The sequence below is a fragment of the [Clostridium] celerecrescens 18A genome (assembly GCF_002797975.1).
GTDB lineage: Bacteria > Bacillota > Clostridia > Lachnospirales > Lachnospiraceae > Lacrimispora > Lacrimispora celerecrescens.
Map to the genome: position 1 here is coordinate 3,985,549 of NZ_PGET01000001.1, position 15,974 is coordinate 4,001,522.

At 38.6% G+C, this 15,974-nt stretch carries 15 protein-coding genes; 5 read left to right on the top strand and 10 right to left on the bottom strand.

Annotated features, from left to right (window positions below; translation table 11 throughout):
* Nucleotides 1-46: 46 nt before the first annotated feature.
* The 5 genes from cobA to H171_RS18140 all read right to left on the bottom strand — a co-directional run bounded on the left by cobA (nt 47) and on the right by H171_RS18140 (nt 5,250).
* Nucleotides 47-1,540, bottom strand: coding sequence for a uroporphyrinogen-III C-methyltransferase (gene cobA / locus H171_RS18120; RefSeq protein ID WP_207655204.1), 1,494 nt, complete (start codon nt 1,538-1,540; stop codon nt 47-49).
* A complete protein-coding gene (gene hemC, locus H171_RS18125) occupies nt 1,537-2,442 on the bottom strand; it encodes a hydroxymethylbilane synthase (RefSeq protein ID WP_100306380.1) in 906 nt (301 codons plus the stop codon). Before hemC ends, cobA begins: the two co-directional genes overlap by 4 nt.
* A gap of 8 nt (nt 2,443-2,450) precedes the next feature.
* A complete protein-coding gene (locus tag H171_RS18130; RefSeq protein ID WP_100306381.1) occupies nt 2,451-2,936 on the bottom strand; it encodes a precorrin-2 dehydrogenase/sirohydrochlorin ferrochelatase family protein in 486 nt (161 codons plus the stop codon).
* 48 nt (nt 2,937-2,984) lie between these two features.
* Nucleotides 2,985-4,217 (bottom strand): glutamyl-tRNA reductase, encoded by a 1,233-nt coding sequence (gene hemA / locus H171_RS18135; protein ID WP_100306382.1) that lies wholly within the window; start codon nt 4,215-4,217, stop codon nt 2,985-2,987.
* A gap of 130 nt (nt 4,218-4,347) precedes the next feature.
* Nucleotides 4,348-5,250 (bottom strand): LysR family transcriptional regulator, encoded by a 903-nt coding sequence (locus H171_RS18140; RefSeq protein WP_100306383.1) that lies wholly within the window; start codon nt 5,248-5,250, stop codon nt 4,348-4,350.
* Between the two features lie 129 nt (nt 5,251-5,379).
* On the opposite strand from H171_RS18140, the gene H171_RS18145 reads away from it, so the two are divergent.
* From H171_RS18145 to H171_RS18160, 4 genes are all read left to right on the top strand, one after another.
* Nucleotides 5,380-7,005, top strand: a complete 1,626-nt coding sequence (locus H171_RS18145) for an FAD-dependent oxidoreductase (protein ID WP_100306384.1) — start codon at nt 5,380-5,382, stop codon at nt 7,003-7,005.
* A 33-nt stretch (nt 7,006-7,038) separates the two neighbouring features.
* Nucleotides 7,039-7,992 (top strand): (4Fe-4S)-binding protein, encoded by a 954-nt coding sequence (locus H171_RS18150; RefSeq protein WP_100306385.1) that lies wholly within the window; start codon nt 7,039-7,041, stop codon nt 7,990-7,992.
* 98 nt (nt 7,993-8,090) lie between these two features.
* Nucleotides 8,091-9,128 carry a YeiH family protein gene (locus H171_RS18155; RefSeq protein WP_242976990.1) on the top strand — a complete coding sequence of 346 codons (1,038 nt, stop codon included), beginning with the start codon at nt 8,091-8,093 and terminating at the stop codon, nt 9,126-9,128.
* A 39-nt stretch (nt 9,129-9,167) separates the two neighbouring features.
* Complete coding sequence (locus H171_RS18160) at nt 9,168-9,962, top strand: sirohydrochlorin cobaltochelatase (protein WP_100306386.1); 795 nt, start codon at nt 9,168-9,170, stop codon at nt 9,960-9,962.
* A 254-nt stretch (nt 9,963-10,216) separates the two neighbouring features.
* On the opposite strand, the gene H171_RS18165 is transcribed toward H171_RS18160, so the two are convergent.
* From H171_RS18165 to H171_RS18175, 3 genes are all read right to left on the bottom strand, one after another.
* Complete coding sequence (locus H171_RS18165; protein ID WP_100306387.1) at nt 10,217-11,476, bottom strand: Nramp family divalent metal transporter; 1,260 nt, start codon at nt 11,474-11,476, stop codon at nt 10,217-10,219.
* Between the two features lie 202 nt (nt 11,477-11,678).
* Nucleotides 11,679-12,200 (bottom strand): L-2-amino-thiazoline-4-carboxylic acid hydrolase, encoded by a 522-nt coding sequence (locus tag H171_RS18170; protein WP_242976992.1) that lies wholly within the window; start codon nt 12,198-12,200, stop codon nt 11,679-11,681.
* Nucleotides 12,201-12,268: 68 nt separating this feature from the next.
* Nucleotides 12,269-13,501: a Zn-dependent hydrolase gene (locus H171_RS18175; protein WP_100306388.1), complete on the bottom strand. Its 1,233-nt coding sequence runs from the start codon at nt 13,499-13,501 to the stop codon at nt 12,269-12,271.
* A 187-nt stretch (nt 13,502-13,688) separates the two neighbouring features.
* On the opposite strand from H171_RS18175, the gene H171_RS18180 reads away from it, so the two are divergent.
* Entirely contained in the window at nt 13,689-14,471 is a 783-nt protein-coding gene (locus H171_RS18180; RefSeq protein WP_166433634.1) for an IclR family transcriptional regulator, read from the top strand.
* Nucleotides 14,472-14,987: 516 nt separating this feature from the next.
* On the opposite strand, the gene H171_RS18185 is transcribed toward H171_RS18180, so the two are convergent.
* The gene (locus H171_RS18185) at nt 14,988-15,398 is read right to left on the bottom strand and encodes a YbaN family protein (RefSeq protein ID WP_100306390.1); all 411 of its coding nucleotides are present in this window, start codon (nt 15,396-15,398) and stop codon (nt 14,988-14,990) included.
* Nucleotides 15,399-15,411: 13 nt separating this feature from the next.
* Entirely contained in the window at nt 15,412-15,885 is a 474-nt protein-coding gene (locus tag H171_RS18190; protein ID WP_100306391.1) for a pyridoxamine 5'-phosphate oxidase family protein, read from the bottom strand.
* Nucleotides 15,886-15,974: the final 89 nt, after the last annotated feature.

Here is a 15,974-nt window from a genome sequence, read left to right on the forward strand (position 1 = left end):
GACGTATTAATAATTCCATAACTCACTCTTCCAAGCTTCCAATCCCTTACGATCCCCTCATATTTATTTCTATAACCCTTTCAATTAAACTATCAATGGTAGCCTCTTTTGCAACTGAAATTTTCATTCCATACAATGCTGCTTCTCTCGCCGTCAGATCACCAATACAAACTGCCTGAACCTTATGAAAATCCATATCCTTCATTGTTTTGACAAAGCTGCGAACTGTTGAAGCACTTGTAAATGTTACAATATCTGTTTCCCCGATACATACTTGTTCATTTTCTTCATAAATTATATCGTACACTGGAACAGCCTTCCTATGAACATTTGTAGTAGACAAATAATTGGCAAGTTCACTGTCTGTTTCATTAGGCATTAATACAAGCACTTTATCTTCCGGCTGGGCCATTGCTGCAATTCCTTTTCCCAGTTCCATTCCATAGTATTTCTTCGGCATATAGGTTACACGAATACCTCTTTTCTCTATTGCCCTGCGGGTAGAAGGTCCTACTGCTCCAAAATTACAGTTCCATAGGGTTCGAATGTCTATCTGCTGTTGCCATAAACTATCAAAAAATATATCTACAGCCACTTCACTTCCAAACAGAATCCATTTATAATCCTTGATTGTATTAAGTACCTCTATCAATTGGGTGTTATCCAGAATTGGTTTTGTAGAAGTTCCTGATAGCATGACTACCTCTGCTCCAAGATCATATAGCTTTGTTGCCAGAGAGGATACCTTATCTTTTGGCCTTGTTACAACCACTCTTGCTCCGCTAAGTAATCTCTTCTCTGCCCAAGCAAAGGTTTGAGAAAGTGAACACACTTTACCTACTACAATAATTCCAGGTGTTCCTATGTTCTGCTTTATAGCTTCCTCTGGCAAAGCAGCAATAGTTGCAATCACATTTCTCTGCTTTGCTGTTGTACCACGTTCTAATATTGCTGCAGGAGTCGTTTGATCCATACCTGCTTCTATTAAACCTCTGCAAATATCAGGTAATGCAGCAACCCCCATCAAAAACACGAGTGTTGTTTCTCCAAGCGCTGCTAAACTTTTATAATCTATGGATTCCTGGCATCCTTTCTTTCTATGTCCGGTAATAATATGCAAAGAGGAGGTAAAATCACGATGAGTCACCGGTATCCCCGCATAGGCAGGTACAGAGATTGCAGATGTAATACCTGGTACAATCTCATAAGGAACACCATGTTCACAAAGTAACTCAAGCTCCTCTCCCCCTCGGCCAAATAAGAAAGGATCACCGCCTTTTAGCCTTACTACTCTTTTTCCTTCTAAAGCCTCTTCTAACAGAATTTCATTAATACGTTCTTGTACTACCGTATGATTTCCTGAATATTTCCCAACATTTATCTTCTTAGCAGACTTTGGTATCATTTGAAGAATTCCTTGTCCAACCAACTGATCATATACCACTACTTCCGCTTGCTCTAAAACATTTTTCCCTTTTATCGTAAGCAATCCAGGATCCGATGGTCCCGCTCCAACTAACCACACTTTTCCTTCCATCATCCAATCTCACCTCTTAAGCGTAATGCTAATTGTTCCCCGATTATTTCTGCTCTTTCCTTGTGGCCTACAGCTTCGGCAACTCTATGTTCTGTGGTTATCTCATTATAATACAAGCCGATTAACTTTATATATTCCCCTTCTACCATTGCATGCGCTGCGATTGGAGAAGAACAGCCTCCATCTAAAGTGCGGACAAAGCTTCTTTCTGCCAGGGCTGCATATGTGGTATTATCATCCTTTATGTATTTTAAGAATCCGGCATCTAAATCTCTTCTGGCCTGAATGGAAAGAATGCCTTGACCTGCTGCCGGGATCATTTCTTCCACCGAAAAAAAGTGACTAATACGTTGAGGTAATCCAACTCTTTGTAACCCTGCTGCTGCCAAAATCAAAGAGGAATATTCTCCCCTATCTAATTTAGCCAGTCTTGTAATAACATTTCCGCGAACAATACTTGTACACGCATCTGGAATTAATTTCTTTATTTGTAACTTTCTTCTTGCACTAGAAGAACCGATATTTTGAAAGGATAAAGCCTTATCTTTATTTTCTACGAATTCACATCCTTGTGGCAGCACTAATACATCTCTTGCATCCCCGCGCTTTGGTAACGCCACAATTGGAAGTTCTTCATTCACTTCCATCGGCATATCCTTTAAGCTATGAATTGCAATATCAATTCTGCCATCTAGCAATGCCTGGTCTAATTCCTTAACAAAGAGGCCTTTTCCGCCAATCTTATCTAAGCTCTGATCTAATATTAAATCACCGGTAGTCTTTAACGTAATTAACTCTAACTCTATTTCCGGGTTGTAGCGCATAATCTTTTTCATTACTAATTCCGTCTGCATTACAGCTAATTTACTATCCCTACTACCCACTACAATTTTATTCTTTTTCATATTAATAATTACGCCTTTCCATAATCTGAAAACTTTGTCTCCCAGGCTTTTGTCTCTAATTCCTGTTGTATTTTCCTAGTCACATCTTTTGCCAAATGATGATCCATACCGCTGGCCGTTATTCCAACTACAATTTCTCCCTTACTTGCAATACCAGGAAAATAGAAATTACTCTCTTCTTTACAGTCACAAATATTACGGTAACAGTCCAGTTCTTTTGTTTCTTTATAAACGGAATCATTAACTTTTCGATCATTGGTGCATGCTAAAACCATATATCCTTGCTTACAATCACCCATTGTATACTCTTTTTGCAACCAGCCGATCTGATGGTTATGAAATAAATCGAGTAAACCTTCATGCAATTCAGGTGAAATAACCGTTATCTTCCCGCCAAACGGAAGAATCGTTTGTATTCTTCTTAAGGCTATATTTCCCCCACCGATCACAATAATCTTTTTATCTTGTAAATCTATAAATACTGGAAATTTCAAATCTTTCCTCCTACCTAATTAACATACTTATGTAATTACATGACTTGTTTACTTAACGCAATACATAGCTGATTGTTCCAACGCTTTTAGTACTTCTCCACATTGGTCAATCTGTAAGACATCACGAAGTCCGAATATAATCTTAGATACTGCTTTTTTAGTAGCCATTTGAACATTTGATTGCAATAGTTCTTGTTGATCCTTGGATATATCCATTGATTTATAGACCTTTGTCAGCTTAGCATCCGTAATTTCACTAACAATATCACTGATGCCATCAACCGTTGATGCAAGATTACGGAATTGATACCACTGTTTGAATTCATCTGCATACTCAGCTAACAGCTCCCTTGTTTCTTCTAATACATGTTCTCTGCCATTTGCTTCCTGACAAAAGTAATCCATATTGAATACATTTACATCATCAAGTTCTTCTACACTTGGCTCGATATCTCTTGGGATTGCCATATCAATCAGATTATAATTCTTCCCTTTCCGTCTTTTATTTTCAAACGTTTTCTTATTTATGGTAAAATGATGGCTTTTGGTCGCACTAAAAATATAGTCCATAGCTTCAATATATTCATATCTCTCATCATATAATACCACTCCACTGCCTTCCGGAATGACTGCTTTACTTTTTTTATATTGGCGAAGGGTCATCCACACCTCACACTTCTTCTCTAATAAATTTTGAGCCATTAAACGACCCATCTCCCCATTACCAATTACTAAACAAGATTTCCCCGTTAAATCACCCTGTTCTTTTTCCAGTTGTTCTACAATTGTGCGAGGCAGGGAAGTATTACTCTTTGCTATTTGAATATTGGTTTTAACTTTCTTTGCAGCTGTAATAGCAATTCGAAATAAACACTCTAAGACAGAGTCTATATATTGATACTCTCTTGCTTGCTGCAGAGCTTGTTTTAACTGAGTTAAAATCTGATCTTCACCAAATATCTGGGAGTGAATACCACAACCTAATTCCATTAAGTAATTTACTGCCTCATCCCCCTGCCTGCAAACACAAAAGCTACGCATAGTCTCTTTGGCATTTTCTCCTATCACCAGCTGACTAAAACATTCTACTTCAGATGTACCCAGTTCACTAAACCAGATTTCGGTTCTATTGCAGGTAGATACTATGATACAACCGCTCGAATGATATCTCTCTTTCATTACTTTTGCAATTTCTAATTGTTTTTCAAATGTTAGAGAAAAATGCTCTCTATCTTCGATGCCAGCGGTATTATAGTCAATCCCCACCATGCTGATGTTCATTTTTATAACCTCACTTTTTCATTCTACTTTAGAGTTGAAGCTCCAAGTATCGTTACTTCTAACATAACACAGCACCTATATTGATACAAATAATAATCTTCTAAGACAATCATAAGATTTACCTATATTACTACAATAAACGATCGAAGATTTCTGCATACTTATATTTTTTTACCAGATCAATGAATTCTTCCATTTGCTTTGATATAAATTTGTTTTTATGATATACAATACTAAAGGAGCGATTCCATGTAGTATCTCTATTCTTAATTACGACGATCCTGCCATTTTCAATCTGCTCTTTTGCAAGTCGAATGGATAGTACAGCCAAGCAATGATTATCTATCACAGATCGGATCATTGCTGTTGGACAATTTGCAACCATGCTAATATTTATGGATACACCCTGTTCCTTTAAATAATTTTCAAATAGCTCTCGTGTTCCACTGCCTTCTTCTCGCATTACAAATTTTTCTCCGGCCAGATCCTTAGATGTAAAGCTCTTTTTCTTTGCAAATGGGTGATTCGCACTACATACTAAAACCAAGTAATCGTCTACAGCAGGTATCGTCACTAAATCCGGACTCTTTACTCTGCCCTCTACAAGACCAATATCTAACTCAGAATTCAATATCTTCTCTTCGATATGATGTGTATTGTTTATGTAGGAATAGATTTCAACTTCGTTATTTAACTCTTGATATGAATTCAATATATCACTTGTTAGACAGCTTCCTACTGTAATCGTTGAACCAACTTTAAGCTTTTGATACCCTGTTGCTTCAAACATTTTACTTTCTAAATAATCAAATTGTTCTACCACCTGCTTAGAATATGAAAGCAGCTGTCTTCCCTTTTCTGTTATATATAGCTTTTTCGATAACCGTTCAAACAATAGCGCCCCATAATGGTCTTCTAACTCCTTAATTGCTTGACTTACGGTTGGCTGGGATACATAAAACTTAGCTGCAGCAATGCTCATCTTCCCACTTTGTGCTACTTCATTAAATATTCTCAAATGACGTATCGTCATGGAATCACCTCAATTTTATTTTCTATCATAGGTTTTACCTATGACTTGGATAAGATATTATCACTTTTATTATATTAAAACAAGTGCTATATTAAACATATGTTAAAAAATAAACAAAGGGGTGTAGCTGTGAAGATTTTAATTATTGGCGGCGTTGCCGCAGGTACTAAAGTTGCAGCAAAGTTAAAACGTGAAAACCGCGACTATGACGTAACGATTCTAACCAAAAGCAAGGATATTTCCTACGCTGGTTGTGGATTGCCTTACTATGTGGGTAACGTAATCGAGCAACGGGAGCAATTAATAGTCAACACACCGGCCAGCTTTTCAGCATTAACTGGTGTCACAGTATTGACTGAAACTGAAGTTATCAATATGAACCGGGATCAAAAAACTGTAGAGGCAAAGAACCTGGCAACGAACGAACAATCTACATATTCCTATGATAAATTAGTGATTGCTTCCGGTGCAAGCCCAATAAAACCAACGATTGAGGGTGCTGATTTAGATGGCGTATATTACATGAGAACTCCTGAAGATGCCATTGGTCTTCGCGAAGCAGTAGAAGCGGGAAAGATCAAACGTGCTGTCGTTGTAGGTGGCGGTTTTATTGGCCTGGAAGTTGCTGAGAACTTAAGCCTCCAAGGGGTGCGCGTAACTGTACTGGATATGGCAGATCACATCTTACCTGGTTTTGACCCTGAATTTGCAGAGTATGTTGAAAATCATTTGGCTGACCATAGTATTATGGCAATGACTAATACCAGATTAGAAGCAATTCTTGGTGAAGAGAAGGTTGAGAAAGTTCAAACCGGAAAACGTGCTATCAAATGTGATGCAGTAATTCTTGCAATGGGTATTCGTGCTAATACATCCTTTGCTGTAAACACTGGTCTGGAATTCATGAAAAATCAGACAATCAAGGTAAATGAATTTCTTATGACAAACGATCCTGATATCTATGCAGTTGGAGACTGTGCTTGCGTATCCAATGCATTAACCAAAGAAAGCGCCTGGTCCCCTATGGGTTCATCCGCTAATATTGAAGGACGTATAGCTGCCAGAAATATAGCCGGAGGCCGCATATCCTATCGAGGTGTACTCGGCACCGGTGTATGCAAATTACCTGAACTTCATGTAGGAAGAACTGGTTTAACAGAAGCAGGGGCAATTGCGGCTGGCTATGATGCTGTTAGTGTTGTTACTGTAGTGGATGATAAAGCACACTACTATCCACAGGCATCTTATTTTATAGTAAAAATGATTGCCGATAAAACTACAAAGAAATTATTAGGTCTTCAAGTATTAGGTAAAGGCAGCGTTGATAAAATGATTGATATCGCAGTTACAGCTCTTACGATGAAGGCAACTTTAGAAGATATTGAGAATATGGATTTAGCGTATGCACCACCATTCTCTACAGCTATTCATCCCTTTTCACATACGGTGAATGTTCTTTTAAATAAAATAAGTGGTGCATTTAATAGTATCACTCCAGCAGATTACAAGGCTGGTAAGGCTGAAGGTTACAAATTAATTGATGCCTCTATAGCCCCATCCATTACAGGTGCTCCTTATATGGATTTAACAAAGGTTACCGGCAAAGTCGCGGACTATTCATTGGATGATAAACTATTACTGGCCTGTTCCAAAGGTAAAAGAGCCTATTTATTACAAAATCGTCTGAAACACTTTGGATATACAAATACTTTGGTTCTTGAAGGTGGATCTATATTTAATTCAATTGAGTTATAGATAGAAGTTAACTAATTTTACGGAGGGAAAAACATGACACAATTAAGAGTAACTGCAGAAGATGAAAAAAGAGTAAAGGCCCTTGGATTTCTTAGAAACAAGGGAACTGATAACTTTTCAGCAAGAATTATAACTGTAAATGGTAAAATTACTGCAGCTCAGAACAAATGCTTATCTGAAGCATCTGAAATTTATGGTAACGGTATCGTTACTATGACAACAAGATTAACACTTGAATGCCAAGGCGTTCATTACGATAACATTGAGAAATTCCGTGAATATATTGCAAAGGAAGGACTTGTTACCGGTGGTACCGGTTCAAAAGTACGTCCGGTTGTATCTTGCAAAGGAACCACATGCCAATATGGTCTTATTGATACATTTGCACTTTCAGAAGAAATTCACGAACGCTTTTATAATGGTTATGCTAGCGTTAAATTACCTCATAAATTTAAAATTGCTGTAGGTGGCTGTCCTAATAACTGTGTAAAACCAGATTTAAATGATTTAGGCATTATCGGTCAATTAATTCCTAACTATGATGAAGATAATTGTAATGCATGTAAAAAATGTTCTGTTGTAGAATCCTGTCCTATGGCTGCTGCAACGTTGGAAGATGGTGTTCCTACGATTGATAAAGATGTCTGTAACAACTGTGGCCGTTGTGTCGGTAAATGTCATTTTGATTGCATCGAAGACGGCATAAACGGCTACAAGATTTACATAGGTGGCAGATGGGGTAAAAAAGTAGCACACGGAATTTCTCTAGATCGTGTAATCACCAGCAAAAAGGAAGCTCTGGCAATCATTGAAAAAACAATTCTTCTCTATAGAGAACAAGGACAGACTGGAGAACGTTTATCCGATACCATTTCTCGTATTGGTTTTGAAAATGTTCAAGCTCAGTTATACACGAATGATTTACTAGACCGCAAACAGGAAATCTTAGATGCTAAGCTTCACTTAGTCGGCGGCGCAACCTGTTAATATAAGCTTTATAATAACCGAATAGAGTAAAAGCTCTATCGGTTATTATTTCGGGCTTTATTGTTAAAAATTTAACTACATTTGAGGGGACATTACAAATGATGAACAAAAAATCTTACATAGCTATTGGGACCTGCGTTGTTATTGCAATTATAGCAACTTATCTTGGAAAACTTCAAAATATTATTGGTGCACCAATGATTGGTCTATTTATCGGTATGCTTCTTGTAAACATCTTACCTAGCGTAGACAAAGACTTTAAAAAAGGTACCACTTTTGCAGGTAAAAAGTGCTTGAACTTAGGTATCATCCTTGCAGGCGGAACACTTAATTTTGCTCAGATCTTAGGATTTGGCGCGAAAGCGCTTCCTTTAATCTTTATAAACATCTGTTTATCCTTTACAGTAGCTTATTTCGTTGGCAAACAATTAAAACAATCCTGGAATACCTGTACTTTAGTAGGTGGAGGAACTTGTATCTGTGGCGGTACAGCCATTGCTACTCTCGCTTCTATTATTAAAGCAAAGGAAACTGAAATTGCTTACGCTATGACAGCGATCTTCCTATTTGATATATTGGCAGCTCTGGTTTACCCATACTTAGCAGGTGAACTTAATTTAACTTCCAATCAATTTGGATTCCTTGCAGGCACTGCAATCAATGATACATCAAGTGTTGCAGCATCAGAAGCCACATATAATGCTATAAATGGTTTAGACTTAAATCTGGCAATTACTGTGAAGCTTACACGTACTACTATGCTCATAGCTTTAGCAGTGATCTTTACTATAATCACTGTTCGTAAACAGTCTAAGAACAATGCTACAAATGCGGAGCAAACAAGTATTTCAAAAACTGTATTAAAGGTATTCCCATGGTTTATCCTTGGCTTTTTAATAATGGCAGTTTTAAATACAATGGGGTTATTCGATTTAGTTAACGGATTAGATAAATACTTAAAAGCCGGTTATAAGTTATTTATTACCATTGCATTAGCAGGCGTGGGATTCAAGATTAAATTCAAAGATTTACTAACGAAAGGTATTAAACCTATTATTCTTGGTGGATGCACTTGGCTGGCTGTTGCTGCTTCCTCTATGACATTTATTCATTTGTTTGCAGGATTTATTGGTTAATATAAAAAGACATTTCAAGAGGAAAGGAGCCCTATCACTATGGATCTGCATCAACCAAAAAAAGCAATTCTGATTGTAAGTTATGGTACAAATTCTTTAAGTACCGGTAATAATTTTATCTTAGCACTAGAAAAACAATTAACTTCAGCCTTACAAGACTATGCTGTATATCCAGCAATCATTAGCTTTGGACAGGATAAGGATTCCACGGGACTGCCTTTTCTCTTTAAAGTGCTGGAACAGCTATATTATAATAAAATAACTACACTTTTTATCCTGCCAACATTCCTTCTGCCTGGTCATAGTTTTCTTAAAATGCAACAAACTCTGGCTGATCATCAACATTTATTTAATGAAATCAACATTTGCCCACCATTACTGGCTGCAAAAGGATGCTATGGCCCAATTTCCACTTCTCTTGCAGCCTTATATCCAGTTCACAATGATGATGAGGTGATTGTATTCTTAGGGCATGGGAGTTCCCACTCATCCGGTATTTATTACAATGAACTTGAAACTTATTTTCATAATAATCATCACATCAATTATTATGTGTTAACTCTTGATTTTCTTTCGGATATAGGTAACTTTATCGCCATGTTACATAAAAGAAGTATAAAACATATATGGCTAATTCCATTATTAATGCTTGCCGGTTATCACGTTTTTCACGACATGGCCGGCAAGCATCAGGATTCTTTATATTCTGTTTTAACTGCAGCAGGTTTCAAAGTTGACTGTGTTCTGTCAGGTCTTGAAAACGAGCCTTCAATTCAACAGTTATTGATAGATCAGCTGCAAAAACAAATTAATAAAGATAATTTACTTCTTTAATTCCCAAACATAAATATCAGATCATGGGATTGAACTTTTGACATGTACACCACACATTCTACTTGCCTAGAGAGTACAATAATGATTTTGTAGGGAGTGCGTACTCCCTTAGTGGCGATCAGTTTATTCCGAAAGTAGTTTCACAGCAACTGAGGACTTCATCTCCGCGGTTTCTGAAGTGTGTCTACCGGTACAGATGAAAGGCGTTGATCTATTAAAAATAAATCAACGCCTTTTTTAATACTTTATTTTATTTATAAAAAAGATATTAAACTGCTAATTCCCACAATAAGGGTTACCACTCCTACCAGGATACCCAATACATTCTGAATAGGAGTACTCTTATATTTGCCCATCAATTTCTCACGACTAGTTAAATAAATTAACAGGAAAACTACAATTGGAAGGAAAATTCCATTTACCGCCTGCGCTGTCATAATAATACTTACGGGTTTAAACCCGGACAAGGCAACTATAATTCCCGTTACAAGAACAATAACATTGGTATAAAAAAAACGTTTATCTTTTCTGTGCATTTCCCAGCCAAACAGACCAGATAAAACAAAAGAAACACCCAACGGAGTACCAGTGGAGGCCGAGACTCCGGCCGCAACCATTCCAATAGCTAAAAAAGGTTTTGCAAAACGTCCCAGCAGCGGCTCCAGTGAGCCTGCCATATCTGCTGCCGAAGCTACTTCAACACCGCGGATAACAGTACCTGCACTAATCATGATAGCGGCAGTAATAATACCGCCTATAATCATAGTTATAGTTGTATCAAATCTGGAAAGGGGAAGTTGTTTAGGGTCTGACCAGGTTCTCCTAGAACTTGTTGCGTGAATGAACATGTTATATGGTACTACTGTTGTACCTATCATCGCAACACATGTTAGTGCCGAGCCATGGGGTATCGATGGAATCATACCCTTAAATATTTCGCTCATATCTGGTTTTGTAATAATCATTGTTGCTGTAAACACCACGGCCATGACTGTTACCGTAACAGACAGAAGCTTCATAAGCGTTTTAAGAATATCGTCACTGATATTTATTATTATAAGTATACAGCACCCCCATACAGCTGCAACGATATTTGATGGTATTCCGGTTATTGAGGACACACCCATAGCAGTTCCTGTTAAGTCACCGCCCATATAGGCCATTCCACCCAGAGTAATGGAAAATGCAATGACAGCGGCCATTATTTTACGTATAACCGGCTTGTCTCCCAAATATGACATAATCCCTTCTGCCAGGCCTGTTTGTGTAACAATTCCGAAGCGGGATGCCATTTCCTGTAAAACAATTACGGCAATAATAGAAAACACAACAGTCCATAATAATGCGAAACCAAAGCTGGCTCCAGCCCTGGTAGCACTGGTTATGGAACCTGGCCCCATAAAAGTACCGACAACCAAAATTCCAGGCCCCATACCCTTGAGTTTTTCTTTCAGAGAGTATTTATTGTACAGTGAATTATTAGTATTTGCTTTTGATACTTCTTTTTCTCCCATAGTAATCTCCCATTTTTATTCAATTTTTTGTTCTTATCAACATACGAACTCTGTATCTTCTTCTGATTGACAGACTCTTTCATTCACAGTTCAATATGATTTCAGGCTCTGTACAACCGAGAGCAGGTACAAGCTCACTGAGTAGAATTGCCACATAATTATCATAGATATTTTGTTCTATATTCTTAACACCTTTGTAGATCTAATTATGCGCATCTTTGTTTTTCATACGGAAACAGAATGAACAGACTCCATTTTCATAAATACGTCTGTCATGGATACATTCCAAATCTTCGCTGTAACCTTTTGCAATAGCTGGATCGATAACGTCACAATACAGCTTTCCGTATTCTTCCATTCCATCTTTAATCCATTGTTCCGCAAATCCGCACTGAGTAAAGAGTTGCTCCACCTGATTGTCTCCATATGTATTTTCGGCGGTAAAATCATCACTTCTGCCCATATCATAGTTAGGTAGATAATTGAAAGCATCAATCGTACAGCCTTTTGCTTTTGCCCTCTCAGCAATGTTTCGTCCCCGCTCTTCACCAAAAGCCCAAACTCCATCTCTAATTGCCTGTTCTCCTTCTTCGCCGAATTTTTCAACTACCTCTTTTGCGAGGTGTGCAAACAACCGGCAGAATAAAGTAGCCCAGGAAACCGGTTCCTTACTCTCATTGTCCTTCATGCTTACTGCTCCCTCTGTTCTTTCAATGTTTTCCATAGTTAATTTCCTCCTCAATCTTTTTTTGTTTATTAAATTTCATCTATCAAGAAATGCATAGCATTTTCTTACGACTTACTGTCCAAAGCAAGTATAGTTTGATACAATACATCCGTTCCTTTTGCAAGTGCCTCGGGAAAAACGTACTCCTCAGGATTATGGGTAATGCCTTTGATGCATGGGACAAACAGCATGGCAGCCGGCCAACGTGCAGAAAGTATCATTGCATCGTGCCCTGCTCCACTGTTCATAGTGCGGTAGGAATACCCTAACTGCTCACAGCTTTCCTGAATCATGCTGCACAGATGCCCGTCCATTTCAATTGGATCTTGACGGGAATCAATGCGAACCTCAATATCCACATTGCATTCTTTTGCCACTTCTATGGCCTTTTGCTGAATGAAGGCAGTCAATTCATCAATATTTGACATCTTACCTGAACGTAGATCTACTGTAAAAATGCATTTTGATGGAATGCAGTTTGAAGAACCCGGCAACAAATCCAACTTTCCAATAGTGGCGGTAGCACTATGCGCATAATGCTGGGTAGTGTGACACGCAATGTGATTCACTAAACGGCATGCACCTGAGGCTGCATCCTGCCTTAGAGGCATGGGAACCGTTCCTGCATGACCTGCAAAGCCGGTGACCGTTACCGTAAGCCAGGAAATTGCAACGATGTTCTCAACAATGCCAATGTCAATGTTCTCAGTTTCAAGAACCGGCCCCTGCTCATCATGCAATTCTATAAACGCTAAGATTTCTTCGCTTTCCCTATATGGCGGACAGACATTGGCAGGCAGATAAGTATGATTGACATCCCTTAAAGTGTTCCCTTCTGTATCTCGGATTGCATCCAATTCTTTCTCACCGAACACACCGGTTATAAACTTGCTGCCTAAAAGTACCTGCCCAAAACGTGTACCTTCCTCTTCCATAGTTCCGATTACCTCAAAAGTATGCCGCAGAGTTATCCCCTTTTCCTTGATCATCCTGACCGCCTCCAGGGCACATACCGCCCCGGCGATTCCGTCAAAAGCCCCGGCGCACCTCACCGTATCCAAATGTGAACCGGACAGAATAGCAGGTAACCCCTTCCCTGATCCTTCTAATCTGCCGTATATGTTGCCGATCCCGTCCTCTCTTACAGCCAAACCAGCTTCCTTCATACGGCTCTTAAAAAAATCAGCTCCTTGTCGGTAGACTTGTGTAAAACCAATCCTAGTTGTTCCAGCATCACATGGTTCTGAAATACCTTTCAGACTCTCAATGTCCGACTGGATTCGCATCATATCAGCCATTTATATCAACCTCCTAGATTAACTGTACTATCGTAAATTGACAATTCTTATTTATGAGCTTATAATATCAGAAGAAAACGATAATGCAATGTGAATAACGGCATTATCGTGTAACTATAAAATATTAGTATTAATATCTAAATACAGCCAATCTATTTTGGCAATTATGACTGAGGGAGGGTACACTATGAAAGAAGAAGTAAAAACGATTCAATCAGTACAGCGGGCAATTGACATCATAAACTGCGTTGGAGATGCAGGGCGAAAGATAAGTCTCAAAGAGATCAGCTCGAAACTGGATCTAAATATAAACACTACACGGGGACTGGCACAAACACTTCTTGCCAATGGATTCTTATCCAGAGATGTAGAACAGGGAACTTATACCTTAGGGTATGAATTTCTGACAAAATCAAAATTGGTGTATCAACTTCAAATACAGCGTATACGAGATATTGCTCATCCCCGTATGGAGCAGATATCTGAAAAATATAATGTTTCATCCTGGCTTCAAATCAGCTTTTACAGAGATATTTATACTGTGGAAACATTGGAAGCACCCAAAACAAGTTATTCCTATACACCCAAATCTGGTGCAAGCCTTCCATTGCATGCGTCTGCGTCAGGTAAACTGCGCATTGCTTATATGCCGGAGAATGAACGGGAAAAGGTTCTGAACACCATATATCTGGAACAATTGACTACGCATACAATTACAGATCGAAAAGAATTTGAAAATGTGATTAAGCAGGTGTATTCCCAAGGCTATGCCACTGAGTTTGAGGAAATAGATATGGGAATCAGCAGCATAGCCGTCCCTATCTTCGACACCCGGGGGGCATTAGGCGGAACCTTAAGTATTGCAGCGCCGTCAGTTAAACTGAACCGTGTCTTTAGCAATATATTAGTCGATCTCAAAAGGGCAGGTATGTACATCACAGATGGCATTTCGAGCCGGCGAAGGATTTAGGCATATGGTTGAATCGGTAAGTTGGGGTATTTATGTGACCATTTTTACACCGTCTGGTTTTTGAACAACAAAAATATAGGCTTTCTTTTTATGACAACCTTTCTTTAAAGCGGTGCCACTTACTTCATCATATTTATATAAACACCTTACTTTGTGTTCGAGTTTACTGCAATCCTCATAGCCAAAGACTTCTATTGTTCGCGTATAGTCATCTTGTCTGCATTTTCTATCCGTATTAGAAAAAACAGTCTTCCGTCATGGCAGCGGCAGCCTATCTTCCTATCTTCTTATCTTCCTATCTTCCTATCTTTCCGATCTTTAAATAAAAAAGAGGCAGAGTTCATAGGTCATTTAGACTTAAAACTTTGCCTCACAAATTTGAAATTGTTGCATAGATAGGGGATTTGCCTATTACCGGACGGAAAATGATAAAGTCGAAAGTATCTCCAAACTTGTGACCTCTGTGGCACCCCATTTTACCCTTGCGTTCAACTACTGCGATTTGATTTTAGATTTTCATGTGTCCTCCTGTACTGTCTTATGAAGTGGTATTTTGCTTGGTATTGTCTTGATTTTGAAAGTAAAATACCACCATTTGAATACCATAATACAAGCAATTCCTGTTCGGAGAGTCCATGACGGAATAAGCATCATGGTAATGATCAGGATACAACTCACCGGAATACACAGGCCGAGCTTTGCCCTCAGCGTCATGGCTCGTGTTCTTACAAACTCCGCCATGTATTTCTGATATAGCTTCGTGCCTGTAAACCACTTATGAAACTGTGGCGAACCTTTTGCGAAACAGAAACAAGCCAACAGATAAAACGGGGTGGTTGGCAAAACCGGAAGGATAATGCCAACCGTTCCGAGTCCAACCGCCAGAAACCCAATAAATAAAAAGACGAGATTAAGGATTTTCTTCATGTGCAGCATATCCTTAATCGTAGTATTTTCCTGTCATTTCAAGAATCTCTACCTGAATGACTGCTGTTCCTCTTACCATATTTTCAGGCAGTGTAGTCCCTGATAGGTGAGGGGTATATTTTTTTACAACCTCCATCAGAGCTTCCCTTTTCAGGTCAATATCATCCACCAAGGCAGCCATACCAGAAAGTATCACACTTTCGTATTTTGTGTTGGTATCGCAAGCCTTGCCGTCCGGGTCAAGGAGTAAGTCTTGCATTTCATAAGCGGTGATACTCACATGAGGGTCTGCTTTGATGTTATTTATTTTTTTACCCTTGGGTAAGCCGTGCATATAAATAAAGCCATTGTGATAGACATGGTGCATTGGTATGACATATGGTGTACCTTCCTCATTCAGCATAGCAAGACTACACGTTGCAGTCCGATTCAGCAAATCCTCCATCTTGTCCTTGGTCATCATATGTGTTTTCATTCTGTATTGCATGATTTATTCCTCCATAATATGATACTTTATATCTTATCAAGTATATCGTATAATTGTATCTATCAAAAGTTACAATTATCAAATTTTTA